The sequence below is a fragment of the Pseudomonas sp. D3 genome (assembly GCF_029320995.1).
GTDB lineage: Bacteria > Pseudomonadota > Gammaproteobacteria > Pseudomonadales > Pseudomonadaceae > Aquipseudomonas > Aquipseudomonas paraveronii.
Genome location: NZ_CP119772.1, coordinates 4,343,810 through 4,367,564, shown reverse-complemented (window position 1 = coordinate 4,367,564; position 23,755 = coordinate 4,343,810). Strand labels below are relative to the sequence as shown.

The following is a 23,755-nucleotide window of genomic DNA, read 5'->3' as shown; positions in this document are numbered from 1 at the left end:
CAACTTCCCAAATGTGATTTAGCCCCCTCGGGCTTGTGTCCTGGCCGTATTCGCTTGCTTATATTCCGACGCCATCTTCATTGCATTCGGGATGTAAGGCATGGCGCGGGGATACATCAACGACAAGCCAATCAGCTACAGCAGTTTGAAAACCTGGCTGATGGGCCACGGCGTGAGCCGCCAGCACTCTGATCATTTTGATGTGTTGAATCATCACCTGCGCCGTGGGTGGGTGATGCCGGGGCGGATGGTGATTGTTCCAGACACGGAGAGCGTCAGTTGTTCCTGGAACGAATCCTGGTGGGTGCGTTATGCCGAGGAAATTGATCGCAACCTGGAGCTGGACGCTGCGGCTGCACAGACGATGATCGATAACTACGACCTGCTGCAGAGCCTTCTGACGTATGGCTCGATAGGTATCGGCAGTGCCACATCGGCGTGGTCGCGGCACCTGGATGAAGTCGTGAACACGTTGGAGGAAATCGAGCGCCTGCATCAACGCCTGAAAGCGGGCGGGTTGGATCGCCAGGCGTTTATCCGCCAGCGCCAGGTGCTGCTGGCGCTGCTGGGCACGCAACTGCGCGGTGCCGCACGATTTGGCACGGGGTTGCGCGGCAATCAATCGCTGAAAAAGGTGCTGGGGATTTCGACCAAAAGCTATCTGAATAAAGGCGAGATCGCCGGGTATGCACAGCGGTTGAAGGCGATTTCGCAGACGTCGAAGTGGTTGGGCAAGGGTACTTATGTTGGGTTGGTGCTGGATGTGGGCGCAGCGGGTTTGGAGATCAAGGAGGCGTGTGTGGTGGGGCGGGAGGCGCAGTGTCGGCGGGCGAAGTATGTGGAGATGGGGAGGTTGGCGGGTGGGGTTAAGGGGGGAGCTGTTCTTGGAACAGTCGGGGCGAAAGTAGCTCGTCGTGCATGCAACATGTATCTGGGTATTGCTTTGAAAGGACGCGGTGCATTGGCGTGCGAAATTATTGGAGGCGCTGCTGGAGGGTATGTCGGAAGTAGTGAATTTGGCGATGAGGGTGCGTTTCTGGGTGGAAAGATCCTAGAGATCGATGGTGATTTGATATTCCAGCCAGAGGGGGCTTAACCATGGATTTTTTTCTCGTTTATTCCATTGTGCTGTTTGTTGGGATGTCTGTCGTCTTGGGACTGATGCTATTTGCCGAATATACAAAACTCGACGAGTTGGAAAGTTACTTCAGTGAAAACGAAGAAGTTCGCAATAACAAGCGCTTTTGGCGACGAAACCAGTGGATCGACAGACAATATCGCATGATGCTGATTTTTGAATACCTTGCAGACTCTAAACGCCATGTGAAAGCCGGTCTTGTGACCGAAGCCGAACTGGCGTCTATTCCTTTAGCGCTCAAACGTTGGGTGTTGTGGCCCTATTACCTTGCGTTCATTTGGGCTATCGCAACGGTCGTTTGGTCGGTTTGGCGCAGGTGGTGCAACATCCCAATTTGAAAGGGGGGGGAGTTTAACGATGTCGTTTTTTCTTGCTTACACCCTTGTAATATCTATTGGGATGTTCGTCGTTTTGGGACTGATGCTTTTTGCCAAACGTACAAAACTCGACGAGCTGGAAAGTTACTTCAGTGAAAACGCGGAGGTTCGTAAACGTAAGCAACTCTGGGGACCAAATCCGCGGTTCGGCGGATTTCATCGCATGGACCTGATGGTTGATATCCTGCTAATGTCAAAACGCTACGTGAAAGAAGGTCTTGTGACTGAGGAAGAGTTGGCCTGCGTTCCGTTATCACTTAAGCGTTGGGCCTTGTGGCCATATCGCCTTGCGATGATTTGGGCTATTAGCTGGGGCTATTGGTGCACTTGGCTCTAGTGGTAGCTCGTTTTCCTACACCTGAGCAGTTGGTGCTGTTTCGCGTGAGGCAAAAGGATAGTACGGGTTATCTCACCGGCAGTTGGAACGACCGTGAGGGCCGACCCAAACCCTGCACAACGCCGCTGTCCATAACTGAAGCCGTCAACCCGAAGGCCTGGATGAGCCTGGATATTCCGTACTGGGAAGGGCCGATGCAGTTTGAAGATGGGGTTTCTGGGCGGCAAGATTATAGAGATCGATGGTGTTTTTATCTTTCAACCCGAGGGGGCCTGACTATGGATCTTTTTCTCGTCTTTAGTATTTTACTGTTTATAGGCTCTCTGGTTGGCGTAGGGCTGATGTTATACGCCGAGTGCAAAAAGCTCGAAGTGTTGGAAAGCTACTTCAGTGAAAACAAGCTGGTTTGCGATAACAAGCGTTTTTGGGGAAGAAATATGCGGATCGACAGGTTTCAGCGCATGCTCTTGATCAATCAATTGTTAGGAATGCCAAAACTGCATGTAAAGAGGGGCGATGTGACTGAGGCAGAGCTGGCTTCAATCCCGATATCCCTCAAGCGTTGGGCACTTTGGCCGTATCGTCTTTCTTTTATTTGGCTGGCTGCATCAGTCGTTTGGGGCATTTGGTACCGATGGTAGCTCACCTGTCTTCACCGCCACCTGGATGAACCTGAGTATTCCGTACTGGAAGGGCCGGTGAGGTTTAAGGGACTCTGGAGATGACCAGGTATTAGCACTTTTCTGTAGGCGCTGATCTTCTTTTGTGTGGGTAACTTCCTAAATGTGATTGAGCCCCCTCGGGCTTGTGTCCGGACGGTATTCGCTTGCCTATATTTCGACGTCAACTTCATTGCATCAAGGATGTAAGGTATTGCGCGGGGATATATCAGCGATATGACAATCGACTACAGTAGTTTGCAACCTTGGCTGATGGGCCACAGTACGAGTCACCATAAAGCTGACCATTTTGATGTATTGAATCATCACCTGCGCCTGGGGCTGCTGGGAGGGTTAGGCGCTGCATTAGCGCGTCGTGCATGCGGCTTGGTTCTGGGTGGAAAGATCCTAGAAATCGATGGTGATTTGATATTCCAGCCAGAGGGGGCTTAATCATGGATTTTTTTCTCGCATATACCATGGTTTGGTTTTTTGGAATGTTTGTCGTCTTGGGACTGATGCTATTTGCCGAATATACAAAACTCGACGAGTTGGAAAGTTACTTCAGTGAAAACGAAGAAGTTCGCAGCAACAAGCGCTTTTGGCGACGAAACCAGTGGATCGACAGACAATATCGCATGATGCTGATTTTTGAATACCTTGCAGACTCTAAACGCCATGTGAAAGCCGGTCTTGTGACCGAAGCCGAACTGGCGTCTATTCCTTTAGCGCTCAAACGTTGGGTGTTGTGGCCCTATTACCTTGCGTTCATTTGGGCTATCGCAACGGTCGTATGGTCGGTTTGGCGCAGGTGGTGCAACATCCCAATTTGAACGTGGGAGCGAGCTTCGCTGCCGGTGGGGGATGTGCGAGTTTCCGGCGCGAACATTCAAATCAGCGGGTCCCAGCGTTGCGACCAGTCACCTTCCGCCTTGACCACGCCACGCAGCAACTCCAGCGCCTGCTGCAACACCGCCGAATCCCGCGCCCGTGAGTACACCAGGAACGTCGGGAAGCTGAACTCCGGTGCCTTGGGCACGCGTTGCATCACGCCGCTGTCGAGGTAGCTTTGCACCACTCGGGTACGGAAATACCCGGCACCGCCGTGCTCCAGAATGTACTGCAGCGCCAACGGCCCGAGGTTGAAACTCAGCGCGGCGCGGGCCTTGTCGGGCAGGGCGGCGTCATGCTGCTGGCGAAACCCCGGGCCCCAATCGATATACACGTATGGGGTCGGCTTGCTCACCCGTTGCACCAGGATCAGTTTTTCTTCCAGCACCTGCTCCACTTGCAGCCCCGGCCAGTACTGCGGCTGGAACACCAGTGCCGCGTCGATCACACCCAGTTCCAATTGGCGCAGCAGGTAGTCGCCTTCACGGATTTCCGTGCGCAGCGCATGCCCCGGGATATGTTCGCGCAAGGCCTTCGCCCAGCCGAGCATCAACGGGTTGCACAGGCTGACCTCGCCGCCGATATGCAGCACATTGCGATAGCCCTCGGGCAATGGCAGGTCGCGGCGCGCGGCTTCCCAGGTTTGCAGCAACTGGTTGGCGTACACCACAAAGGCCTCGCCGTCGGCGGTCAAGCGCGCACCGGCGCGGTTGCGCACAAACAGCGTGCTGCCTAGCTGGCTTTCGAGGTTCTTCACGCGTGCGGTGATGGCGGTCTGGGTGACGTGCAGTTTCTCGGCCGCCGCGGCCAGGCTGCCGCAGCGGGTGATTTCGAGGAAAGTGCGTGCCAGTTCGATGTCCATGAAGCCCCCGGGGATGAATGGGGGCCTATTGTAGTGGAATGCGATCAAGAACTGTGGGAGGGGGCTTGCTCCCGATTGCAGTGTGTCAGTTGACCGAGCGGGTTCTGGCACACCCTCATCGGGAGCAAGCCCCCTCCCACAGTTGGATCTACGCTGCTCCGGTGATCGGGGCTGGCAGATGATCGGTAGGGAATGCCTTGGCATATGCCTGGCAAACCCGCAACACCGTCTCATCGGCAAACCGCGCCGCCACCACGTGCAACCCCACCGGCAAGCCATTCGCCGCCAACCCGCACGGCACCGACGCCGCCGGCTGCTGGGTCAGGTTGAAGGGGTAGGTAAACGGCGTCCACTCCATCCATTCCTGCATCCCGGAACCTGGCGGTACGTTGTGCCCGACCTCGAACGCGGTGATCGGCATCATCGGCGACACCAGCACATCGTAGTGCTCATGGAACGCCGCCATCCGCGCCACCAGCGCTGCCCGTGCTTCGAGGGCCGCGCTGAAATCGTCCAGGCTCAAGCGCTCGCCGCGCTGTGCGATGCGCAGCAGGCCGGGGTCGAGCAGGTGTTTTTGCGCGTCGCTCATCGGGCCGGTCAGGCGGGCGGCGCCGGCCGCCCACAAGGTGCTGAACAGCTCCAGCGGGTCGCTGAAGCCTGGGTCGATCTGTTCGACATGGGCGCCCAACTGCACCAGACCCGCCACCGCCTCGGCGACTACCTTGGCCACTTGCGGGTCGACGTCCACGTAACCGAAGGTGGGGCTGTAGGCGACGCGCAGGCCTTTCAGGTCCGCTGCGTCCGACAACCAGGGCGTGGTCCTCGGCGCGCCGATCAAGCCGTCCCGCGCATCCGGTTGTGCGACGGTTTGCAGCATCAACACGCTGTCTTCCACGGTGCGGGTCATCGGCCCCAGGTGCGACAGGATCGTCATCGAACTGGCTGGCCACTGCGGCACATAGCCGAAGGTCGGCTTGATGCCGAAGGTGCCGGTAAACGCACAGGGAATCCGGATCGAACCGCCGGCATCGCTGCCCTGGTGCAACACCCCCAGATTCAACGCCGCCGCCGCACCCGCGCCGCCGGATGAGCCGCCCGTGGTCATGCGCGTGTCCCACGGGTTGCGGGTGATGCCGTACAGCGGGTTGTCGGTGACGCCTTTCCAGCCGAATTCCGGGGTGGTGGTCTTGCCCAGCAGCACCGCGCCGGCCTTGCGCATCAGGGCCGGGAAGGGCGCATCCACCGCCCATGGTCCGTCGGCCGAAGAGGTGCGCGAACCCTTGCGCGTGGGCATGCCGAGGGTCAGGGTCAGGTCTTTGATCGACGCTGGCACGCCATCCAGCGCGCCGCAGGGTTCGCCCTTCAGCCAGCGCGCTTCTGAGGCCCGTGCGGCATTGAGTGCGCCCTCGGGGTCGACATGACAGTAGGCGTTGACCCGCGGGTTGTAGCGCTCGATGCGCAGCAGCGCGTCTTCGGTGACCTCCACCGGCGACAAGGTCTGGTCACGAAAATGCTGCAGCAGTTGCACTGCCGTCAGTTGGCCGATCTCACTCATGGTCGATCCCCTGTGCCGCATTGACCATGGCGCGCAGCAACACTGCGCAACCTGCCGCCAGGTCATCCGGTGCGGCGTTTTCGATTTCGTTGTGGCTGATGCCGCCTTCGCACGGCACAAAGATCATCCCGGCCGGGCCCAGTTCGGCGACGAAAATCGCGTCGTGCCCGGCGCCGCTGACGATGTCCATATGGCTCAGGCCCAAGGCGTCGGCGGCGTCGCGCACGGCGTTGACGCAGGCCGGGTGGAAGTCCAGCGGCGGGAAGTCGGCGGTGGGGGTCAGCTCGAACGTCAGGCCGTGGTGCGTGGCGCTGGCTTCGATCACGCCGCGCACTTCATCGACCATCGCCTGCAGCTTGTCGGCATGCAGATGGCGCAGGTCGATGGTCATGTGGACCAGCCCGGGAATCACATTGCGCGAGCCGGGGTGCAGGCTCAGGCAACCGACCGTGCCGCAGGCGTGAGGTTGCTGCTGATGCGCGATGCGGTTAACCGCGCTGACCACCTCGGCCGCGCCCACGAGGGCGTCCTTGCGCAGGTGCATCGGCGTCGGGCCGGCGTGGGCTTCGACGCCGCTGAGGGTCAGGTCGAACCACTTCTGACCCAGGCAGCCCATCACCACGCCGATGGTGGTGGCCTGGTCTTCCAGCACCGGGCCTTGTTCGATATGCGCCTCGAAATACGCACCGACCGGGTGGCCCAGCACTGCGCGGGAACCGGCATAACCGATACGCTGCAATTCGGCCCCCACCGACAGGCCCTGGTCGTCCTGTTTGTCCAGGGTGTCCTGCAAGTCGAACTTCCCGGCAAACACCCCGGAGCCCATCATGCACGGCGGGAAGCGCGAGCCTTCTTCGTTGGTCCACACCACCACTTCGATCGGCGCTTCGGTCTCGATTTTCAAGTCATTGAGGGTGCGGATCACTTCCAGGCCGGCCATCACCCCGAAGCAACCGTCGAACTTGCCGCCGGTGGGCTGGGTGTCGATGTGGCTGCCGGTCATCACCGGCGGCAGCGCCGGATTACGTCCTGCGCGGCGCGCAAAAATATTGCCGATGGCATCGACACTGACGCTGCACCCGGCCGCCTCGCACCATTGCACGAACAGGTCGCGGGCCTGGCGGTCTAGGTCGGTCAGGGCCAGGCGGCACACGCCGCCTTTGACGGTGGCGCCGAGTCGGGCCAGGTCCATCAGCGATTGCCACAGGCGGTCGCGGTTGATCAGCGGGGCGTTGCTCTGGAGCGGTTGTGCACAGCTATTCATCTTCGAACTCCGGTCAGGCACTCAGGGCCAGGTAGCGGTTCTTGATCGTCGGGTCCGCGCGGAAGGCGGCGGCGCTGCCCTCGTACACCACGCGGCCCTGTTCGAGCACGTAATGGCGGTCGGCGAGCTTGTCGCAGACCATCAGGTTCTGTTCCACCAGCAGCACCGGCAGGCCGTCGTCCTTGACCTTGCGCAGGATCTTCACCAACTCGTCGACGATCACCGGGGCCAGGCCTTCGGTGGGTTCGTCGAGGATCAGCAACTTGGGATCGTTGAGCAGGGCGCGGGCGATGGCGAGCATCTGTTGCTCGCCGCCGGAGAGCGCGTGGCCGGCGTTTTTGCGCCGCTCCTTGAGGCGCGGGAACATGCCGTAGACGTCTTCGAGCTGCCAGCGGCTGGTCTTGCGTGCGGCGATGCGCAGGTTTTCCTCGACAGTGAGCAGGCGGAAAATCCCACGGTTCTCCGGCACCAGCGCCAGGCCCTGGCGTGCGATTTCAAAGATCTTCTGGCCCACCAGCGACTGGCCGTTGAAGTGGATCTGGCCCTGGCGCGGGCAGATGATGCCGAGGATGCTGCGCAACGTGGTGGTCTTGCCGGCCCCGTTGCGGCCCAGCAGGGTCACCAGTTCGCCGGGGTTGACGGTCAGCGACACGCCTTCGAGCACATGGCTCTTATCGTAGTAGGCATGGATATTCTCGACGATCAGCATCAGGCAGCCTCCCCAAGATAAGCCGTGCGCACGCGTTCATCGGCGCGCACGAATTCCGGCGTGCCTTCCACCAGGATCTGGCCGTGGCTCATCACGGTGATGCGTTGGCTGATGGACATGACGATGCTCATGTTGTGTTCGATCAACAGCACCGTGTGGTCGCGGCCCAGGTCGCTGATCAGTTGGGTCATGATCGGGATGTCATCGATGCCCATGCCCGAGGTGGGCTCGTCGAGCATCAGCAGTTTGGGTTTGGAACAGATCGACATGCCCACCTCCAGCACCCGTTGCTGGCCGTGGGACAACTCGCCGGCCAGGGTCGTGGCGCGAGCGGTGAGTTGCAGGCGTTCGAGCACCTGGTCGGCCATCTCCAGGTGTTCGCGTTGGCTCTCGACCCGGCGCCAGAAATTCAACGCGCGTACACCGTCGCGCCCTTGGGCGGCCAGGCGCAGGTTTTCGCGCACGCTGAGGTTCTGGAACAGGCTGGTGAGCTGGAACGAACGCGCCATGCCCAGGCCGACGCGGGCGTGGGCCGGTTTGCGCATCAGGTGCTGGCCGTCGAAATGGATCGCCCCGGCGGTGGCCTGGCGTTCGCCGGTCAGGCAGTGGAACAGGCTGGTCTTGCCCGCGCCGTTGGGGCCGATGATGGTGTGGATGGTGCCGGCTTCGACCTTGAGGTTGACGCCGTTGACCGCATGGAACGCACCGTAGGCCAGTTCCAGGTTTTTGGTTTCCAGCAGGATGCTCATAGCCCTTGCTCCTTGGCGACGACGGCGGCTTTGCGGCGGCCGCGCACGTTCTCGAACAGCGACGCCAGGCCGCCCCATAACCCGCCGCGCATGAAGATCACCACCAGGATCAGGATCACCCCCAGCAGCATCAGCCAGCGCGGCCACAGGTCGGAGAGGAAATCCCCCAGCAGCACGATGGAACCGGCGCCGAGCAACGAACCGAACAGCGAGCCGGTGCCGCCGACGATGGTCATGATCAGGATGTTCTCGGACATCGCCAGGTCGATATTCGACAGCGGCACAAAGTGCAGCAACATGGCGTACAGCGCGCCGGCAATCCCGGTGACCGCGCCGGACAGCACGAACACCAGGATCTTGAAGTGGCGCGTGTCATAGCCGATGGCCGAGGCACGGGTTTCGTTTTCGCGGATCGCCATCAGCGTGCTGCCGAACGGCGAGGCAATGACGCGGCGTGCGCCGATGAAGATCAGCAGGAACAGCACCGCGACAAAACCGTAGAACGCGCGGGCGTCGGCCAACGACAGCAACACGCTGTCGCCGATGCGGATCTCCGGGCGCGGCACGCTGAGCAGGCCGTTGTCGCCGCCGGTCCAGTCGCTCAAGGTGTAGGCCACGAAGTAGGCCATCTGGCTGAACGCGAGCGTCAGCATGACGAAGTAGATGCCGGTGCGGCGGATCGCCAGGGCGCCCACCAGCAACGCGAGGAACCCGCCGGCAATCGCAGCGCCCAACAGGGCCGTGAACAAGCCCATTTGCAGGTGGATCATCAGCAGCGCCGCGCAATAGGCGCCGGCACCGAAGAAGATGCCTTGGCCGAATGACAACAGCCCGGTGTAGCCGAGCAACAGGTTGCAGGCCAGGGCGGCCATGGCAAAGATCAGGATCTCGCTGGCCAGGGTCGCCGAGGGCAAGATCAGCGGCAAGCCGATCAGCACCGCCAGCACCCACAGCAACATCGCTTTGGATTGAGTCTTGGCGAACGGCAGGGGGTTTTTCTCGCTCATGTCAGGCTCTCCCGAACAGGCCGTAAGGGCGCACCAGAATCACCACGGCCATCGCGCCGTAGATCATCAGGCTCGCACCCTGGGGCCAGAGTGTGGTCATCAGGCTTTGCACCACGCCCACCAGCAAACCGCCGACCAGCGCGCCGCTGAAGGAACCCATGCCGCCGATGACGACAACCACAAAGGCAATCCCGAGAATTTCCGGGCCGACAAAGGGCTGGGCACCGCGCAACGGCGCGAACAGCACACCGGCCATGCCGGCCAGGCCGACGCCAAGGGCAAAGGTCATGGAGAACAGGCGGAAGATATTCGTGCCGAGCAGCGACACGGTTTCGGTGCTTTCACTGCCGGCGCGCACCAGCGCGCCGAAGCGTGTGCGTTCCAGCAGCAGCCACAGGCCGAGGCCCACCAGCCCGGAAAACACGATGAGGAACAGGCGGTAGTAGGGGTATACGAAATCACCCAGCACCAGCACCCCGCGCAGCAGGTCCGGCACGGCGACGCTTTTGCCCACCGGGCCCCAGATCATCACGCTGGCTTCCTGGATGATCAGCGCGATCCCCAGCGTCACCAGTATCTGGAACATGTGCGGCAAGTGATAAATCCGCTGGATCAGCAAACGCTCGATCACCCACGCCAGCGCGGCCACCACCAGCGGTGCGAGCAGCAGCGCCAGCCAGAAGCTGCCGGTGAGGCTCACGGCGGTGTAGCAGATGTAGGCGCCCAGCAGAAAGAACGCGCCGTGGGCGAAGTTGACGAAGTTGAGCAGGCCGAAAATGATCGTCAGCCCGACCGCGATCAGGAAGTAGATCATCCCCAGGCCAAGGCCATTGAGTATCTGGAACAGGTAAAGATTGAGCATGCAGGAACCCTCGGCAGGACGCCGCTCGCGCGGCCCTGCGGTGCAATATTCAGGGGGTCAGGCGAGCGTGCAGCCCGTGGCCTCGACCGGCGGGAATGACTGGCCGGCGCTGAGCACCTTGGCCAGGTCGTCCTTGTCGGCCATGTCGGCAGCGGCCTTGCCGATCAGCAGGTAGTAATCCTTGATCACCTGGTGGTCGCCGGCGCGGATCGATTCCTTGCCGGTGGGGCCCTCGAAACTCAGGCCTTGCATGGCCTTGGCCACGGTCGGCCCGTCGAAGCTGCCGGTGGCGATGATGCTGTCCAGCATGACCTTGGTGCTGATGTAGTCGGCGGCCAGCGGGTAGGTGGGGTTGATGCCGTACTTAGCCTGGGTCAGCTTGACCAGTTCGCGGTTGAGCGGGCTGTCGACCTGGTGCCAGTACTGCGCGCCGAGGTACACGCCTTCGAGTATGTCGCTGCCCAGTTCCTGGAACTGGTCGAGGCCGGCGGACCATACCAGCAGCACTTTCATGCGCTCCTTGATCCCGAAGTTGACCGCCTGGCGCAGGGTGTTGGACGACTGGCTGCCGAAGTTGAGCAGCACCAGCACGTCAGGTTTGGTGGCGATGGCGTTGGTCAGGTAGCCGGAGAATTCCTGCTCCTGCAGCGAGTGGTAGCTGTTGCCGACGTGTTCCAGGCCGTGTTCCTTGAGCACGTTTTTGGCGCCTTCGAGCAAGGCTTCGCCGAACACGTATTGCGGGGTGATGGTGTACCAGCGCTTGGCGTCCGGCAGCAGCTTGATCAGCGGCACCAGGGTTTCGCGGATTGCGCCGTAGGTGGGCACCGACCAGCGGAAGGTCGCGTGGTTGCAGTCTTTGCCGGTGACTTCATCGGCGCCCACCGGGGTCATGAACACGCCACCAGCCTTGTCGACTTCCTTGGCCACCGCCAGCGCCGATGATGACAAGGTGCAGCCCTGGAAGAACCGCGCGCCGTCCTGCGCAATCGCTTCCTGCACCTTGCGTACCGCCTTGCCCGCGTTGCCTTCGGTGTCGATGACCTTGTAGTTCAGCGGGCGCCCGAGAATCTCGGGGTGCTGCGCCACCGCCAGGCGCGAACCCATGTCGGCAAACTTGCCATAGCTGGCAAAGGCGCCAGACATGGACTTGAGGCCATAAAGGGTAAAGGGCTCGGCGGCGAATGCCGAACGCACGCTCAGCGGAAGGCTGAGGGCGGCGGCGGCGGTGAGGCTGGCTTTCAATAACGTACGACGCTGCATGGGGTGACTCCCTGGTTTAGTTATTGGCAGGAGTGGCAATGGCGATACGGTGGAGCAGGGCCTGTGGGCAGGCGCTTTTTTATTGGGGTAACGCAGTGTGCGGGTTGGAATGCAGTCAACTGTGGGAGGGGCGGTGCGACGATTCGACTTGCTCCCGATTGCGGTGTGTCAGTCGATATAGAGGTTGAATGTGCCGGCCTCATCGGGAGCAAGCCCCCTCCCACATTGGATCTGGGGTGTTATTAAGAGTGATCGAACTCCAGTAGAAAATGCGGGCTGACCTGGCCTTCGAGGGCGGTCATATGGTGTTCGGCGTCGCACATGTGTTCATGCATCAGGCTGCGCACCGCGCTTTCATCGCCGGCGCGAAAGGCGTTCAACAGTTGCTTGTGATAGTCGAGGTTGGCCGCGTCGAACTGCTTGCGCTTGGGCTTGTAGGCTTTTTTCAGCACCACCAGGTCGCGCAGCAGGTCGTTGAGAAACTGCGCCATAAAGCTCAGCAACGGGTTGGGGCAGGCCTTGGCCAACAGGTTGTGGAACTCCAGTTCCGCCAGGCGTTGTTCGCGCTGGCCGGCCTCGCTGTCTTCCGGCGCACTGCAAAAGTCCACGTTGGCCTGCAGGGCCTGGTAGTCGTCCTCGCTCAGGCGCCCGAGCACCGACACCGCCAGTTCCACTTCGATGACCTTGCGCAATTGGTACACCTGCTCACCATCCAGATGCTGGAAGTGCAAGTAATTGCGCAGCGCACGGCTGGCCGGTTCGGTGCCGGCCTGGTTCAGGTAGGCGCCGCCGCTGGGGCCGGTGCGCGTGCTGACCAGGCCTTCGACTTCCAGGGCCTTGAGCGCTTCGCGGGCCGAGCCCTTGGAGCACTGGAAACTTTCCATCAGCTCGCGCTCGGTGGGCAGGCGGTCGCCGGGCTTCAAGGCGTCGGTGACGATGGAGCGCTTGACCGACTCGACAATCACGTCGGACAGCTTCTGGCGTTTGCGTCGTAGCGGGCGAGTGAGCATGGTGTCTATTTATCGTATTAATGCGGATAAATAGCACTTAATAACGATTGGGCCGTAGCGTCAACGCAGGGTGTCGTTTCTGGTATGGAAAGGTCGTAAACGGAGATTCATTGCACCGTGGCGTCCGTACACACCGTCGAACGCGGCGGTTTGTTCCCATGCATCAGATAATCGCCTACCCACTGGTTCACACAGGCACTCACGCCGCTGAACGAAACCCCGTGGGCATAGGCGTTCTTCAGCTGTACGCGGCTCGCCGGGAACGTGCGCTCAAAGGCCCAGGCGGCGCCGGTGGACGGGGTGTGGTCGTCGAATTCGGCCTGCACCATCAGCAGGCTGTCGAGCCGCGCGAGTTCCTTGTAGGGCAAGCCCCGGCTGTGGTTTCGCGGCCAGGTGGTGCATTGGCGCGCCTCAAGGGCGCTGCCGGCGACCGGGTACTTGGTGAGCGATTCGGTTTCTTTTTGCTGCCAGAGGTCTTCGCTGGAGTAGGTCGAGTCGTTGCACAGGATCGCGGTTTTGACCGAGTCGGCGGCCGACATGCGCAGCGGCCCAGGCTTCGGCACGTTGGCCTGCAAGGGTTCGCGCACGCGTTGCAGCAGCAGGCTGAACATCGACTTGGCACGCTCTTCGATGACCGGGTCGGGGCTGAAGCGATGCGCACGGGCACGCGCCTCGAGCGCCAGGTCGTCGCTGTCGGGGGTTTCCCGCAGCCAGCGACTGAGCAGGTGGGCGCTCATCAGGCCGGTGGGGTCGCTGTAGAGGCGGTTGCTGGAGCGCAGGGCCGTGCGCACGCTGGGCAGCAGTTCCATGAACACACGGCGCACCGCGACTGGCGTGTCGCCCAGTTGATACACGCCAGGGTCGAGGGCGGCGGGTTGGGCCACGAAGCGCTCGAAAATCTTCTCCTTTTCGCCGGCGACGATCAGGCTGGCGTGCTCGAAGGTTGAGGTCCAGTTGATGTTCGAATCGAGCACCATGCGCCCCACGTTCGCTGGAAACAGGCCGCCGTACCAGGCGCCGAGCCAAGTGCCGTAGGCGTTGCCCAGGTAGTTGAACTGCAACTCGCCCAATTGTTTGCGCACAAATTCCAGGTCGCGGGCGGTTTGCTCGGTGGTGATGTAAGGCGTCAGCGGGTGGCTGGCGCATGCTTGGGCAATCAACCGGGCATTCTGGCGCGCAGCGGCGAGGTTGGCCGCGCTGCGGTCTTCGCTGACATCCCCTTGCGGCACGATCCGCCCCTCGGAGCGGCATTCCAGGCGTGACCCCGGCAGCCGGCCCAGGCCCCGCGGGGTGACTTCGATCACATCGTAGGTATCGGCCAACTGGCGGTAGGTGTCGCCCCAGTCGGGTTGCTGGGCGTAGTGCTTCCAGACGGTGGCCAGGTGTACGGCGAAGGCGCCGCCGGCGTCGAGCCCGGGGCCGCCTGGGTTGGCGAATAACGCCCCCTGGCGTGACAGCGGCAATTTGGCGCCGACGCGGGTGATGTCGAAGCTGATGCGACCGCGCTCGGGCGCCGCATGGTCTAGGGGCGCAGTGACGATGCCGCATTGGGTGCGTTCGATGACCTCTGGGTCCAGACGTTCGAGCGCCGGTTGCGGGCAGTCCAGGAACCATTCGATGCCGAACGGTGAACGCGGCGCTTCAGCGTGAGCGCTGGCGGGCGCCAGGGCTGCGACCAGCACCAGGCAACGGTAGGTAATTGCGCTTGCAGCTGGAAGGGGGTTCATCAGCGATCCTGGCCAGTCGTGTGAGAAAAAGAAGCCACTGTTGTGGCTTCTGATTCGGGACGACTTTTTTACCAAGGACCGTGGGGGGAAAATGTAGGAGGACAAAACGGCACGTGTACGAAATGCGACTTTCGTTTATCGGATGTCGGCCTCCCAGCCGCCGCCTAACGCTTTGTACAAGGCAATGCTGGCTTGCAGGCGTGACAAGCGCAGTTGCACATTCAGATCCTCGGCTGCGTACAGGGTACGCTGGGTTTCCAGCACGCTCAGCCAATCTTCGGCGCCCGCCTGGTAGCGGATTTCGGCGATGCGCATAGCGCTCTGCGCCGCCTGCAGCTCTTGCGTTTGCCATTGGCGCTGCTGGTCCAGGCGCGTGATGTTGCTGAGGGCTTTTTCCACATCGGCGAAACCGTTGATGATCGCCCCGCGATAGGTCTGCAGCAGCTCATCCTGGCGCGCGCGGGCCTTGTCCCGTTCGGCGTTTAAACGGCCATTGTTGAAGATCGGGGCGACCAGGTCGGCGGTCAGCGAGTAATACGGGCTGCGCAGGATCTCCAAGGCTCTGCCGGCGTCGGAGCCGAGGGTCGCGCCGAGGGTTACACCGGGCAGCATGGCCGCGCGGGCAACGCGAACATCCGCTTGCGCCGCCGCCAGGTCGGCCTCGGCCTTGGCCAGGTCGGGGCGCCGGCTCAGCAACTGGCTGGGCACGCCCGCGCCGATGCTCGGCCAGGTGAGTGCCTGGAAGGGCTCTGTGCCCAGGTCCAACGCCTGGACAGGCTGGCCGAGGAGGGCCGCGAGGGTGATCCGCGACTCTTCGGCCAGTTGTTGGATCAGCGGCACTTGCCGTTGCTGGCTGGCGACCAGGCTTTGCTGCTGGGCCAGTTCCAGGGCCGTGGCAGAACCGGCGTCGTAGCGCGTCTGCACCAGTTCCAGCACCGTGCGCGCATTGGCCAGGTTCAACGCGGCGATCTGCTCGCGCTGGCGTGCGGCGAGGGTTTGCGCGTAGCGGTCGGCGACGTTGCCGAGCAGCGTCAGCTCCACGGTGGCCTGGTCCGACGCGCTGGCCCGCAGGCCGTGCAGGGCGCTGTCCCGTGCGGCGGCGCGGCCGCCCCAGAAATCCACTTCATAACTGGCGCTGAGGTTGGCGCCGAAGCTGTTGGCCACGTCATCGCTTTGCGTTACATCCAGGTTTGGCCCGCCCTGGCCGCGCAGTAACTTCTCATGGCTGGTGGACAGGTTGAACTTCACTTCCGGCAATAGCGGCGCGCCGGCGATCACCGCCTTGGCCTGGGCCTGGCGCACCCGTGCGACGGCGGCCGCCACGTCGAAACTGTCGCGGCGCGCCTGTTCGATCAGGCGGTTCAGTTGCGGGCTGCCAAATTGCGTCCACCAGCGCTGGTTGCTGGCCTGGGCGGCGTCACGCTCGGCGTACTGCCAGGCGGCTGGCGCGGCCATGCCGCTGTCGACGGCGGGCAGGCTGCCGGCGCAGGCGTTGAGCAGCAGGCACAGGCTGAATACGCACACGTGCGGTGCGGGAGATGGTTTATTCACTGGTCAACGCCTTAACCGGATCGAGCCGGGCAGCTTTACGGGCCGGCATAAAGCCGAATACAACGCCGGTGACCAGTGCGCAGCCAAACGCGCCGAGCACCGCCACCAGGGAAAACTGCACCGCCACCTTGGCCAGCATCAGCACGCCGCCGACCAGCAGCGCCAGGGCGATACCGCACAGGCCGCCGACCACCGAGAGCATCAGCGCTTCGGTCAGGAACTGGCGCAGGATGTCGCGCTGGCGCGCGCCGGTGGCCATGCGGATGCCGATCTCGCGGGTGCGTTCGCGCACGGTCATCAACATGATGTTCATCACCCCGATGCCGCCCACCAGCAGCGAAATCGCGGCGATCGAACCGAGCATCAGCGACAGTGTGTTTTGCGTGCGCGCCTCGGCCTGGATCATCGCCGCGTTGTTGGTCAGTTGGTAGTCACGCTTGCCGTTATGCAGGCGCAGCATCAGTTGGTCGATGGCTTGCTCGGCTTCCTGCACCTTGTGCGCATCGGCGGCGGCAATCGTCACGTATTCGGGGTTGTACGTGCCGAACAGGCGCACGCTGGCGGCGGTGTAGGGGATGGCCACGCGGTCGTCGCTGTCTTTGTTGCCGGAGCTGGAGCCCTTTTCCGCGAGCACGCCGATCACCTGGAAGGGCACGTTTTCGATGAGGATGTATTGGCCGATCGGGTTGACGTGCTTGAACAGTTTCTCGCGGATGCGATGGCCGATCACCGCGACCGTGGCACCGGCGCGCTCGTCGGCCTCGGTGAAGTAGCTGCCTTCGACCACCGGCCAGTTGAAAATCTGCGGAAAGTTGACGTCATTGCCGCCCACATACGCCAGGTAATCCAGGTTGCCGTAGCGGATGCCGGCGTCGCTGCCATTGACCGGCATGATCCGCTTGACCTGCGGCAACGCCGCCAGCGCCGCGACATCGTTGAGCGTGACGATGCCCAGCGGCGTGCGCGGGTTGGGCGAGGAACCGCTGAGGTAAAGAATGTTGGAGCCGAACGCGCCCATCTGCGCCATGACCTGGCGCTTGCTGCCTTCGCCCACCGCCAGCATTACTATCACCGAGGCCACGCCGATGATGATCCCCAGCAGGGTCAGGGCGGTGCGGAAGCGGTTGATCCACATCACGCGCCAGGCGGCCTGCACCGCGTCGATCAGTTCGGCCTTCCACGCGCCGTTGTGCTCGGCGCCTTCGGCCAGGCGCTGGCGCAGGTCGAAGGCTTGCAGCGCCGCGCTGTTGGCGGTGGCCGGGACGTGAGTGGCGCTGTTGGCCGAGTCGCTGATGATCAGGCCGTCGCGAATCTCGATGATGCGGTTGGCCCGCGCCGCCACGTCGCGGTCATGGGTGATCAGGATCACCACATGGCCCTGGCTGGCCAGCTCGTCGAGCAAGGTCATGACCTCGGCCCCGCTGTGGCTGTCGAGGGCGCCGGTGGGCTCATCGGCAAGGATGATATGCCCGCCGTTCATCAGTGCGCGGGCGATGGAGACCCGCTGTTGCTGGCCGCCGGACAGTTGATGCGGACGGTTGCCGGTGCGGTCGGCCAGGCCCAGGCGCGTGAGCAGGGCCTTGGCGCGGGCGTGGCGTTCAGCGGCGCTGATGCCGGCATAGATCGCCGGCATTTCGACGTTTTCCTGGGCCGAACCCGACGGGATCAAGTGGTAGCCCTGGAACACAAAACCGAAGGCTTCGCGGCGCAGCCAGGCCAGTGCGTCGCTGTCCAGGTGCGCGACGTTTTCGCCGGCGAACAGGTAGTCGCCGACGGTGGGGCGGTCGAGGCAGCCGAGGATGTTCATCAGCGTGGATTTGCCGGAACCCGAGGCGCCGACGATGGCGACGAATTCCCCGGCATGGATCGACAGGTCGATGCCGCGCAGTACGTCGACCTGCGGGCTGTCGCCGCCGCCGTAGGATTTGGTGATGTGCTTGAGTTCGATCAGGGGCGTGGTCAATTCAACCCCCGCTGCCGTCGACTGGCCCGATCAGCAGGTGATCGCCTTCGCTCAGGCCTTCCAGCACTTCGACACGCAGGCGGTCGCTGATGCCCAGGCGCACGGCGCGCTCTTCGATGCGGCCGTTTTTTGCGACCACGCGGGCGATCTGCCGTTCGGTGCTGCCTTGCAGGGCGGCGACCGGCGCGGTGAGCACATCCTTGACCTGGCTGGCGACGAAAAACACTTGGGTGGTCATTTCGGCCATCAAGGCGTTGTCGGTGTTGTCCACGTCCAGCAGCACGGTGTACAGCACCACGCGGCCGCTGCCGTTTTTACTCGAACTGTTCGGGCTGCCGCTGCCCTGGGTTTCGTCCAGTGGCTTGGGCGGGATCGGCAGGATCTGCCGCACGCTGCTGGTCCAGCGGCGGTTGCCGCCGCTGAGGGTGGTGAAGTAGGCGCTCATGCCGGGTTTGACGTGGCCGATATCGGCTTCCGAGACCTCGGCCCACACGGTCATCGGTGACAACTTGGCGATGCGCAGGATCAGTGGCGTTCGCTGCTGGGCATTGAGGGTCTGGCCGACCCGCGCGTCCACCGCCACCACGGTGCCGGTCATCGGCGCATAGATGCGCGTATAGCCCAGCTGCGCCTCGTCACTGCGCAGGCTGGCCTGGGCCTGGAGAATCTGCGCCTGGAACATCGCGACCCGCGCCTGGGTGGCGCTCAATTCGGCCTTGGCGGTTTGCACGTCTTCTTCGCGGGTGGCGTTGCCGGCGGCCAGGCGTTGCTGGCGTTGGTACTTCTGGCGCGCCAGTACGTGCTGGGCTTTCTGCTCCTGCAATTGGGCCTTGAGGTTTTCGATGGCGTAGCGGCTGGCGTCGAGCTTGGCTTTTTGCGTCGAGGGATCGATCTCGACCAGTAACTGGCCTTCCTGCACCGTATCGCCGGCCTCGACATGGATCTTGCGGATCTGCCCGGACGCCTGCGCGCCCACATCCACGTAGCGTCGCGGTTGTAGGATGCCCAGGGCGGTGACGCTGTTTTCAATGTTGCCACGGGTCACGGTAACGGTGGCCAGGGTGTCGCGCCCCGGCGGCTGTAATTGCCAGGCGGCGATGCCGATCACAGGCAGCAGGCACGCCACCACAAGCAGGGCGCGTCGGGCAGGTCGGGGGCGTTTCATGGGTTGGTTCCAGCCAGGAAAGTTCGGACCGCAGTTGCGGGGGGCTGACAGTTAAACGAGCGCATGGCCCGAAGATTTAGGCTGTTACACAAGTAGTTACAGTGCCGCCGAGTAAAAAAAACGTCTGCTGAAGCAAGTCTTCTTTAAAAGTAGATGAGAATTACTATAAATTGCACTCACCCAAACTGCCATCATTGAATGGGCTGTCTTTTTAAGCATTCAGGGACCTAATGCCGCCGCCAGGTGGTCGGGAGTCATGTTGGAAAACTACTATCGCGAGCTGGTGTGTTTCCTCAACGCCAAGCTGGGCAACCGTCAGGTGGCCGAAGATGTGGTGCATGACGCTTATGTGCGGGTGCTGGAACGCGCGAGTGACACCCCCATCGACCAGCCCCGCGCTTTTTTGTATCGCACCGCGCTGAACCTGGTGATCGACGGCCATCGGCGCAACGCCTTGCGCCAGGTCGAGCCGCTGGAAGTGCTGGATGCCGAAGAGCGTTTCTCCAACGCATCGCCCCACGCCACCCACGATCACGCCCAGCGCCTGCAGATGCTCGAACGCGCGTTGGCCGAGTTGCCGACGGCCTGCCGCGACAGCTTCCTGCTGCGCAAACTCGACGGCCTGTCCCACCCGCAAATCGCCGAGCGCTTGGGGATTTCCCGCAGCCTGGTGGAAAAACACATCGTCAACGCGATGAAGCACTGTCGGGTGCGGATGCGCGAGTGGGACGCGCCCTGAGCGTCGATCGGTTAAATTTTAATTCACTGTCCTCGTTTCCTATCAACACATGACCTGTTGTGCAGGTCGTGAAGGTATTCCCGCCCCACCGCCAAGGGGCTTATCCAGAGGACACTGGAATGACACAGGCAATTGCTTCGCCCGCGGTTCACGACCTGATTGGTATCGGTTTCGGCCCTTCGAACCTGGCGCTGGCCATCGCCCTGCAGGAGCGCGAAAAGGCCCAGGGCAAACTGGACGTGCTGTTTCTCGACAAACAGGCCGATTACCGTTGGCACGGCAATACCCTGGTGACCCAGAGCGAACTGCAGATTTCGTTCCTCAAAGACTTGGTGACCCTGCGCAACCCCACCAGCCCGTATTCCTTCGTCAACTACCTGAAAGCCCACAACCGCCTGGTCGATTTCATCAACCTCGGCACCTTCTATCCGTGCCGTATGGAGTTCAACGACTACCTGCGCTGGGTCGCGGGGCAGTTCCAGGCCCAGAGCCGCTACGGCGAGGAAGTGCTGGCCATCGAGCCGATCCTGCACCAGCAGCAGGTTGACGCACTGCGTGTGATTTCCCGCGATGCGCTGGGTGAGCAGCATGTGCGCACCACCCGTTCGGTGGTGGTCAGCGCCGGCGGCACGCCGCGTGTGCCCGAGGTGTTCAAGGCGTTCAAGGATGACCCCCGCGTCTTCCACCATTCCCAATACCTGGCGCGCATGGCCCAGCAACCCTGTGTGCAGGGCAAGGCGATGCGCATCGCAGTGATCGGCGGCGGCCAGAGTGCGGCCGAAGCGTTCGTCGACTTGAACGACAGCTTCCCGTCGGTGCAGGTCGACATGATCCTCCGCGGTTCGGCGTTGAAACCGGCGGATGACAGCCCGTTCGTCAACGAAGTGTTTTCGCCGGCCTTTACCGACCGGGTGTTCCAGCAGGTCGGCGCCGAGCGTGAGCGCCTGCTCGCCGAGTACCAGAACACCAACTACTCGGTGGTCGACCTGGACTTGATCGAGCGCATCTACGGCATCTTCTATCGCCAGAAAGTCTCCGGCACTGCGCGCCAGGCCTTCCGCACCCTGACTGTGGTCGAGCACGTCAGCGCCGGCCCGTTGGGCATCGAGTTGGCCCTGCGCAACAACGCCAGCGGCGAAACCAGCGTCAGCCATTACGACGCGGTGATCCTGGCCACCGGCTACGAACGCCAGATGCACCGTGAACTGCTGGCGCCGCTGGAGGCTTATATGAGTGACTTCGAAGTCAGCCGCGACTACCGCATCGTCACCGACGAGCGTTGCAAGGCTGGCATCTACATCCAGGGCTTCAGCCAGGCCAGCCATGGGTTGAGCGATACGTTGCTGTCGGTGCTGCCGATTCGGGCGGATGAGATTGCGGCGTCGTTGTACGCGCATGATCGCCACCGTGGGCAGGGGCGTTCGGTGCAGGATTTGCTGCTCGCTACGGCGAGCTGACGAACGGGTGTTCGGGCTGCACGCGTTTAGGGACTTTTGGCTGCATCTGCCGGAGGGTAAGTTGATGCAGGGGTAGAAAATGTGGGAGGGGGCTTGCTCCCGATAGCAGTGTGTCAGTCAATACATGCATGACTGATCCACCGCAATCGGGAGCAAGCCCCCTCCCACACTCTTGACCGCGTTCGGCTTCCAGGATCAGGTCGGCTATAAGGCCGTGCCCAAGAGCAAGAGCAGAATGAGCGCTATCTGATCCACGGAGCTCCAAATGTGGGAGGGGGCTTGCCCCCGATAGCAGTGTGTCAGTCAATACATGCATGACTGAACCACCGCAATCGGGAGCAAGCCCCCTCCCACACTCTTGACCGCGTTCGGCTTCCAGGATCAGGTCGGCTATAAGGCCGCGCCCAAGAGCAAGAGCAGAATGAGCGCTATCTGATCCACGGAGATCCAAATGTGGGAGGGGGCTTGCCCCCGATAGCAGTGTGTCAGTCAATACATGCATGACTTCACCACCGCAATCGGGAGCAAGCCCCCTCCCACACTCTTGACCGCGTTCGGCTTCCAGGATCAGGTCGGCTATAAGGCCGTGCCCAAGAGCAAGAGCAGAATGAGCGCTATCTGATCCACGGAGCTCCAAATGTGGGAGGGGGCTTGCCCCCGATAGCAGTGTGTCAGTCAATACATGCATGACTTCACCACCGCAATCGGGAGCAAGCCCCCTCCCACACTCTTGACCGCGTTCGGCTTCCAGGATCAGGTCGGCTATAAGGCCGTGCCCAAGAGCAAGAGCAGAATGAGCGCTATCTGATCCACGGAGCTCCAAATGTGGGAGGGGGCTTGCCCCCGATAGCAGTGTGTCAGTCAATACATGCATGACTTCACCACCGCAATCGGGAGCAAGCCCCCTCCCACACTCTTGACCGCGTTCGGCTTCCAGGATCAGGTCGGCTATAAGGCCGCGCCCAAGAGCAAGAGCAGAATGAGCGCTATCTGATCCACGGAGATCCAAATGTGGGAGGGGGCTTGCCCCCGATAGCAGTGTGTCAGTCAATACATGCATGACTGATCCACCGCAATCGGGGGCAAGCCCCTCCCACATTTGATCTTCGGTGTTTGTTAGGAGGAGGCGGTCAGGCCAGTTCGGTGGCGGTGTTTTTGACTACCGCGAGCTCGGGGTGGGCCACCAATTTGTCGATGTGCAACTCGTCGTTGTTCAACCAGGTTTCCGTCAGCACCCGGTAATGCTCCATGTCCCGGCAACGCATGCGCAGGCTGTAGTCGAACGGCCCGCTGATCAACTGGCATTCGAACACTTGCGGGCAGGCTTTGACGCAGGCTTCGAAAGCCTTTTGCGCCGAGCGCCCGCTCTGGTTGGACAAGGCCACCAGCACCAGCAGCGACAGCCCCGGTGAGACCATCTGCACGTCGATGATCGCCCCGTATCCACGGATCACCCCGCGTCGTTCGAGCTTGCGCACCCGCTCCAGGCAGGGCCTGGGGGTCAGATGCACCAGCGACGAGAGCTTTTCGTAGGTGATACGCCCCTGATGCCGCAGCACGTCGATGATCGCCTCATCGATGCGATCCAGCGCAGTAGAGGAATGGGGTCCGTTGGCCTTGGTATCCATGGGTTTCACTTCAAGCGGTTGGAAAGAAATTGCTGCAAGCGTTCGCTGTTGGGATGGTCGAGGATCTCGGCGCCGCCTTGTTCTTCGACCCGGCCCTGATGCAGGAACAGCACTTGGCTGGACACCTGGCGGGCAAAGCCCATTTCGTGGGTGACCATCAACATGGTACGACCTTCCTCAGCCAACGTCTGTATGACTTTGAGGACTTCTCCTACAAGCTCAGGGTCCAAGGCGGAGGTCGGTTCGTCGAACAGAATGATTTCCGGTTCCATCGCCAGGGCTCGGGCGATGGCGACGCGCTGCTGTTGGCCGCCGGACAGAAACGCCGGGTATTGATCCGCCACACGGCCCGGCAAGCCCACCTTGTCCAGGTACATTCGCGCGCGCTTTTCCGCTTCGGCCGCGCTCACGCCCAACACCCGGCGCGGGGCCATGGTGATGTTTTCCAGCACGGTCATGTGGCTCCACAGGTTGAAATGCTGGAACACCATCGCCAGGCGCGTGCGCAGGTTTTGCAGTTGCGCCTGGTGCGGCGCGCGGGTGCCGGCGCGGCCCTGGTGCATTTCGATGCTGATGCCGTCCAGGGTGATGACGCCGGCGTCCGGCTGTTCGAGAAAGTTGATGCAGCGCAGCATCGTGCTTTTGCCCGAGCCGCTGGCGCCGATCAGGCTGATCACGTCGCCATTGCGTGCGTTGAGGGACACGCCTTTGAGCACTTCGTGTTCGCCGTAGCGTTTGTGGATGCCTTCGACCTGGAGTTTGATCGCGGCGGTGTCGGTAGCGGTCTTGGCAGCGAGTGGTGCATCAACCGGATAAGTGGCCAGGGCCTGCGCGGACTGATTCAT

The 23,755-nt window shown here is 62.0% G+C and carries 23 protein-coding genes and 1 pseudogene; 9 read left to right on the top strand and 15 right to left on the bottom strand.

Going from position 1 to position 23,755, the window contains the following annotated elements; genetic code table 11:
- Window positions 1–100: 100 nt before the first annotated feature.
- The 7 genes and pseudogenes from P3S72_RS19915 to P3S72_RS19885 all read left to right on the top strand — a co-directional run bounded on the left by P3S72_RS19915 (window position 101) and on the right by P3S72_RS19885 (window position 3,344).
- On the top strand, window positions 101–1,096 hold the full coding sequence (locus P3S72_RS19915) for a hypothetical protein (protein ID WP_276193734.1): 996 nt from the start codon (window positions 101–103) through the stop codon (window positions 1,094–1,096).
- Window positions 1,097–1,098: 2 nt separating this feature from the next.
- Window positions 1,099–1,476: a hypothetical protein gene (locus P3S72_RS19910; RefSeq protein ID WP_276193733.1), complete on the top strand. Its 378-nt coding sequence runs from the start codon at window positions 1,099–1,101 to the stop codon at window positions 1,474–1,476.
- A 19-nt stretch (window positions 1,477–1,495) separates the two neighbouring features.
- Window positions 1,496–1,852, top strand: coding sequence for a hypothetical protein (locus P3S72_RS19905; protein ID WP_276193732.1), 357 nt, complete (start codon window positions 1,496–1,498; stop codon window positions 1,850–1,852).
- Window positions 1,853–1,878: 26 nt separating this feature from the next.
- A pseudogene (locus P3S72_RS19900) lies at window positions 1,879–2,067 on the top strand (iron ABC transporter permease); the annotation flags it as partial.
- A 63-nt stretch (window positions 2,068–2,130) separates the two neighbouring features.
- Complete coding sequence (locus P3S72_RS19895) at window positions 2,131–2,493, top strand: hypothetical protein (RefSeq protein ID WP_276197961.1); 363 nt, start codon at window positions 2,131–2,133, stop codon at window positions 2,491–2,493.
- A gap of 255 nt (window positions 2,494–2,748) precedes the next feature.
- Window positions 2,749–2,964 carry a hypothetical protein gene (locus tag P3S72_RS19890; RefSeq protein WP_276193731.1) on the top strand — a complete coding sequence of 72 codons (216 nt, stop codon included), beginning with the start codon at window positions 2,749–2,751 and terminating at the stop codon, window positions 2,962–2,964.
- Between the two features lie 2 nt (window positions 2,965–2,966).
- On the top strand, window positions 2,967–3,344 hold the full coding sequence (locus P3S72_RS19885; RefSeq protein ID WP_276193730.1) for a hypothetical protein: 378 nt from the start codon (window positions 2,967–2,969) through the stop codon (window positions 3,342–3,344).
- A gap of 56 nt (window positions 3,345–3,400) precedes the next feature.
- On the opposite strand, the gene P3S72_RS19880 is transcribed toward P3S72_RS19885, so the two are convergent.
- The 13 genes from P3S72_RS19880 to P3S72_RS19820 form a co-directional block, all read right to left on the bottom strand.
- Window positions 3,401–4,264, bottom strand: coding sequence for a LysR family transcriptional regulator (locus tag P3S72_RS19880; protein WP_247405832.1), 864 nt, complete (start codon window positions 4,262–4,264; stop codon window positions 3,401–3,403).
- Window positions 4,265–4,412: 148 nt separating this feature from the next.
- Complete coding sequence (locus P3S72_RS19875) at window positions 4,413–5,819, bottom strand: amidase (protein ID WP_276193729.1); 1,407 nt, start codon at window positions 5,817–5,819, stop codon at window positions 4,413–4,415.
- A complete protein-coding gene (locus tag P3S72_RS19870; RefSeq protein ID WP_276193728.1) occupies window positions 5,812–7,083 on the bottom strand; it encodes a Zn-dependent hydrolase in 1,272 nt (423 codons plus the stop codon). The genes P3S72_RS19875 and P3S72_RS19870 overlap by 8 nt, the downstream gene beginning before the upstream one ends.
- 13 nt (window positions 7,084–7,096) lie before the next feature.
- Window positions 7,097–7,792 (bottom strand): ABC transporter ATP-binding protein, encoded by a 696-nt coding sequence (locus tag P3S72_RS19865; RefSeq protein WP_276193726.1) that lies wholly within the window; start codon window positions 7,790–7,792, stop codon window positions 7,097–7,099.
- Window positions 7,792–8,541, bottom strand: a complete 750-nt coding sequence (locus tag P3S72_RS19860; RefSeq protein WP_276193725.1) for an ABC transporter ATP-binding protein — start codon at window positions 8,539–8,541, stop codon at window positions 7,792–7,794. Before P3S72_RS19860 ends, P3S72_RS19865 begins: the two co-directional genes overlap by 1 nt.
- Complete coding sequence (locus tag P3S72_RS19855; RefSeq protein WP_247406724.1) at window positions 8,538–9,548, bottom strand: branched-chain amino acid ABC transporter permease; 1,011 nt, start codon at window positions 9,546–9,548, stop codon at window positions 8,538–8,540. Before P3S72_RS19855 ends, P3S72_RS19860 begins: the two co-directional genes overlap by 4 nt.
- Before the next feature lies 1 nt (window position 9,549).
- Window positions 9,550–10,410, bottom strand: coding sequence for a branched-chain amino acid ABC transporter permease (locus P3S72_RS19850; RefSeq protein ID WP_247406721.1), 861 nt, complete (start codon window positions 10,408–10,410; stop codon window positions 9,550–9,552).
- A gap of 57 nt (window positions 10,411–10,467) precedes the next feature.
- Window positions 10,468–11,670 carry an ABC transporter substrate-binding protein gene (locus P3S72_RS19845; RefSeq protein WP_276193724.1) on the bottom strand — a complete coding sequence of 401 codons (1,203 nt, stop codon included), beginning with the start codon at window positions 11,668–11,670 and terminating at the stop codon, window positions 10,468–10,470.
- A 242-nt stretch (window positions 11,671–11,912) separates the two neighbouring features.
- Window positions 11,913–12,680 (bottom strand): FCD domain-containing protein, encoded by a 768-nt coding sequence (locus P3S72_RS19840; RefSeq protein ID WP_276193723.1) that lies wholly within the window; start codon window positions 12,678–12,680, stop codon window positions 11,913–11,915.
- Between the two features lie 107 nt (window positions 12,681–12,787).
- On the bottom strand, window positions 12,788–14,407 hold the full coding sequence (locus tag P3S72_RS19835) for an alpha/beta fold hydrolase (RefSeq protein WP_276193722.1): 1,620 nt from the start codon (window positions 14,405–14,407) through the stop codon (window positions 12,788–12,790).
- A gap of 135 nt (window positions 14,408–14,542) precedes the next feature.
- A complete protein-coding gene (locus P3S72_RS19830; protein ID WP_276193721.1) occupies window positions 14,543–15,958 on the bottom strand; it encodes an efflux transporter outer membrane subunit in 1,416 nt (471 codons plus the stop codon).
- The gene (locus P3S72_RS19825; RefSeq protein WP_276193720.1) at window positions 15,951–17,921 is read right to left on the bottom strand and encodes a MacB family efflux pump subunit; all 1,971 of its coding nucleotides are present in this window, start codon (window positions 17,919–17,921) and stop codon (window positions 15,951–15,953) included. The genes P3S72_RS19830 and P3S72_RS19825 overlap by 8 nt, the downstream gene beginning before the upstream one ends.
- Before the next feature lies 1 nt (window position 17,922).
- Entirely contained in the window at window positions 17,923–19,086 is a 1,164-nt protein-coding gene (locus tag P3S72_RS19820) for an efflux RND transporter periplasmic adaptor subunit (RefSeq protein ID WP_276193718.1), read from the bottom strand.
- Window positions 19,087–19,342: 256 nt separating this feature from the next.
- Here P3S72_RS19820 and P3S72_RS19815 point away from each other — a divergent pair, with 256 nt between their 5' ends.
- Together P3S72_RS19815 and P3S72_RS19810 are read left to right on the top strand one after the other, a co-directional pair.
- Window positions 19,343–19,825 (top strand): sigma-70 family RNA polymerase sigma factor, encoded by a 483-nt coding sequence (locus P3S72_RS19815; RefSeq protein ID WP_276193717.1) that lies wholly within the window; start codon window positions 19,343–19,345, stop codon window positions 19,823–19,825.
- Between the two features lie 119 nt (window positions 19,826–19,944).
- Window positions 19,945–21,282, top strand: a complete 1,338-nt coding sequence (locus P3S72_RS19810; protein WP_276193716.1) for a SidA/IucD/PvdA family monooxygenase — start codon at window positions 19,945–19,947, stop codon at window positions 21,280–21,282.
- A 1,130-nt stretch (window positions 21,283–22,412) separates the two neighbouring features.
- Here the strand turns inward: P3S72_RS19810 and P3S72_RS19805 are convergent.
- Together P3S72_RS19805 and P3S72_RS19800 are read right to left on the bottom strand one after the other, a co-directional pair.
- Window positions 22,413–22,910: an Lrp/AsnC family transcriptional regulator gene (locus tag P3S72_RS19805; protein WP_276193715.1), complete on the bottom strand. Its 498-nt coding sequence runs from the start codon at window positions 22,908–22,910 to the stop codon at window positions 22,413–22,415.
- A gap of 5 nt (window positions 22,911–22,915) precedes the next feature.
- Window positions 22,916–23,755 (bottom strand): ATP-binding cassette domain-containing protein, encoded by an 840-nt coding sequence (locus P3S72_RS19800; protein ID WP_276193714.1) that lies wholly within the window; start codon window positions 23,753–23,755, stop codon window positions 22,916–22,918.

What these genes read in the sequence shown, in the direction of transcription:
- P3S72_RS19915 (WP_276193734.1), top strand. Translation starts at nt 101, where the DNA reads ATGGCGCGGGGATACATCAACGACAAGCCAATCAGCTACAGCAGTTTG.
- P3S72_RS19910 (WP_276193733.1), top strand. Translation starts at nt 1,099, where the DNA reads ATGGATTTTTTTCTCGTTTATTCCATTGTGCTGTTTGTTGGGATGTCT.
- P3S72_RS19905 (WP_276193732.1), top strand. Translation starts at nt 1,496, where the DNA reads ATGTCGTTTTTTCTTGCTTACACCCTTGTAATATCTATTGGGATGTTC.
- P3S72_RS19895 (WP_276197961.1), top strand. Translation starts at nt 2,131, where the DNA reads ATGGATCTTTTTCTCGTCTTTAGTATTTTACTGTTTATAGGCTCTCTG.
- P3S72_RS19890 (WP_276193731.1), top strand. Translation starts at nt 2,749, where the DNA reads ATGACAATCGACTACAGTAGTTTGCAACCTTGGCTGATGGGCCACAGT.
- P3S72_RS19885 (WP_276193730.1), top strand. Translation starts at nt 2,967, where the DNA reads ATGGATTTTTTTCTCGCATATACCATGGTTTGGTTTTTTGGAATGTTT.
- P3S72_RS19880 (WP_247405832.1), bottom strand. Translation starts at nt 4,264, where the DNA reads ATGGACATCGAACTGGCACGCACTTTCCTCGAAATCACCCGCTGCGGC.
- P3S72_RS19875 (WP_276193729.1), bottom strand. Translation starts at nt 5,819, where the DNA reads ATGAGTGAGATCGGCCAACTGACGGCAGTGCAACTGCTGCAGCATTTT.
- P3S72_RS19870 (WP_276193728.1), bottom strand. Translation starts at nt 7,083, where the DNA reads ATGAATAGCTGTGCACAACCGCTCCAGAGCAACGCCCCGCTGATCAAC.
- P3S72_RS19865 (WP_276193726.1), bottom strand. Translation starts at nt 7,792, where the DNA reads ATGCTGATCGTCGAGAATATCCATGCCTACTACGATAAGAGCCATGTG.
- P3S72_RS19860 (WP_276193725.1), bottom strand. Translation starts at nt 8,541, where the DNA reads ATGAGCATCCTGCTGGAAACCAAAAACCTGGAACTGGCCTACGGTGCG.
- P3S72_RS19855 (WP_247406724.1), bottom strand. Translation starts at nt 9,548, where the DNA reads ATGAGCGAGAAAAACCCCCTGCCGTTCGCCAAGACTCAATCCAAAGCG.
- P3S72_RS19850 (WP_247406721.1), bottom strand. Translation starts at nt 10,410, where the DNA reads ATGCTCAATCTTTACCTGTTCCAGATACTCAATGGCCTTGGCCTGGGG.
- P3S72_RS19845 (WP_276193724.1), bottom strand. Translation starts at nt 11,670, where the DNA reads ATGCAGCGTCGTACGTTATTGAAAGCCAGCCTCACCGCCGCCGCCGCC.
- P3S72_RS19840 (WP_276193723.1), bottom strand. Translation starts at nt 12,680, where the DNA reads ATGCTCACTCGCCCGCTACGACGCAAACGCCAGAAGCTGTCCGACGTG.
- P3S72_RS19835 (WP_276193722.1), bottom strand. Translation starts at nt 14,407, where the DNA reads ATGAACCCCCTTCCAGCTGCAAGCGCAATTACCTACCGTTGCCTGGTG.
- P3S72_RS19820 (WP_276193718.1), bottom strand. Translation starts at nt 19,086, where the DNA reads ATGAAACGCCCCCGACCTGCCCGACGCGCCCTGCTTGTGGTGGCGTGC.
- P3S72_RS19815 (WP_276193717.1), top strand. Translation starts at nt 19,343, where the DNA reads ATGTTGGAAAACTACTATCGCGAGCTGGTGTGTTTCCTCAACGCCAAG.
- P3S72_RS19810 (WP_276193716.1), top strand. Translation starts at nt 19,945, where the DNA reads ATGACACAGGCAATTGCTTCGCCCGCGGTTCACGACCTGATTGGTATC.
- P3S72_RS19805 (WP_276193715.1), bottom strand. Translation starts at nt 22,910, where the DNA reads ATGGATACCAAGGCCAACGGACCCCATTCCTCTACTGCGCTGGATCGC.
- P3S72_RS19800 (WP_276193714.1), bottom strand. Translation starts at nt 23,755, where the DNA reads ATGAATCAGTCCGCGCAGGCCCTGGCCACTTATCCGGTTGATGCACCA.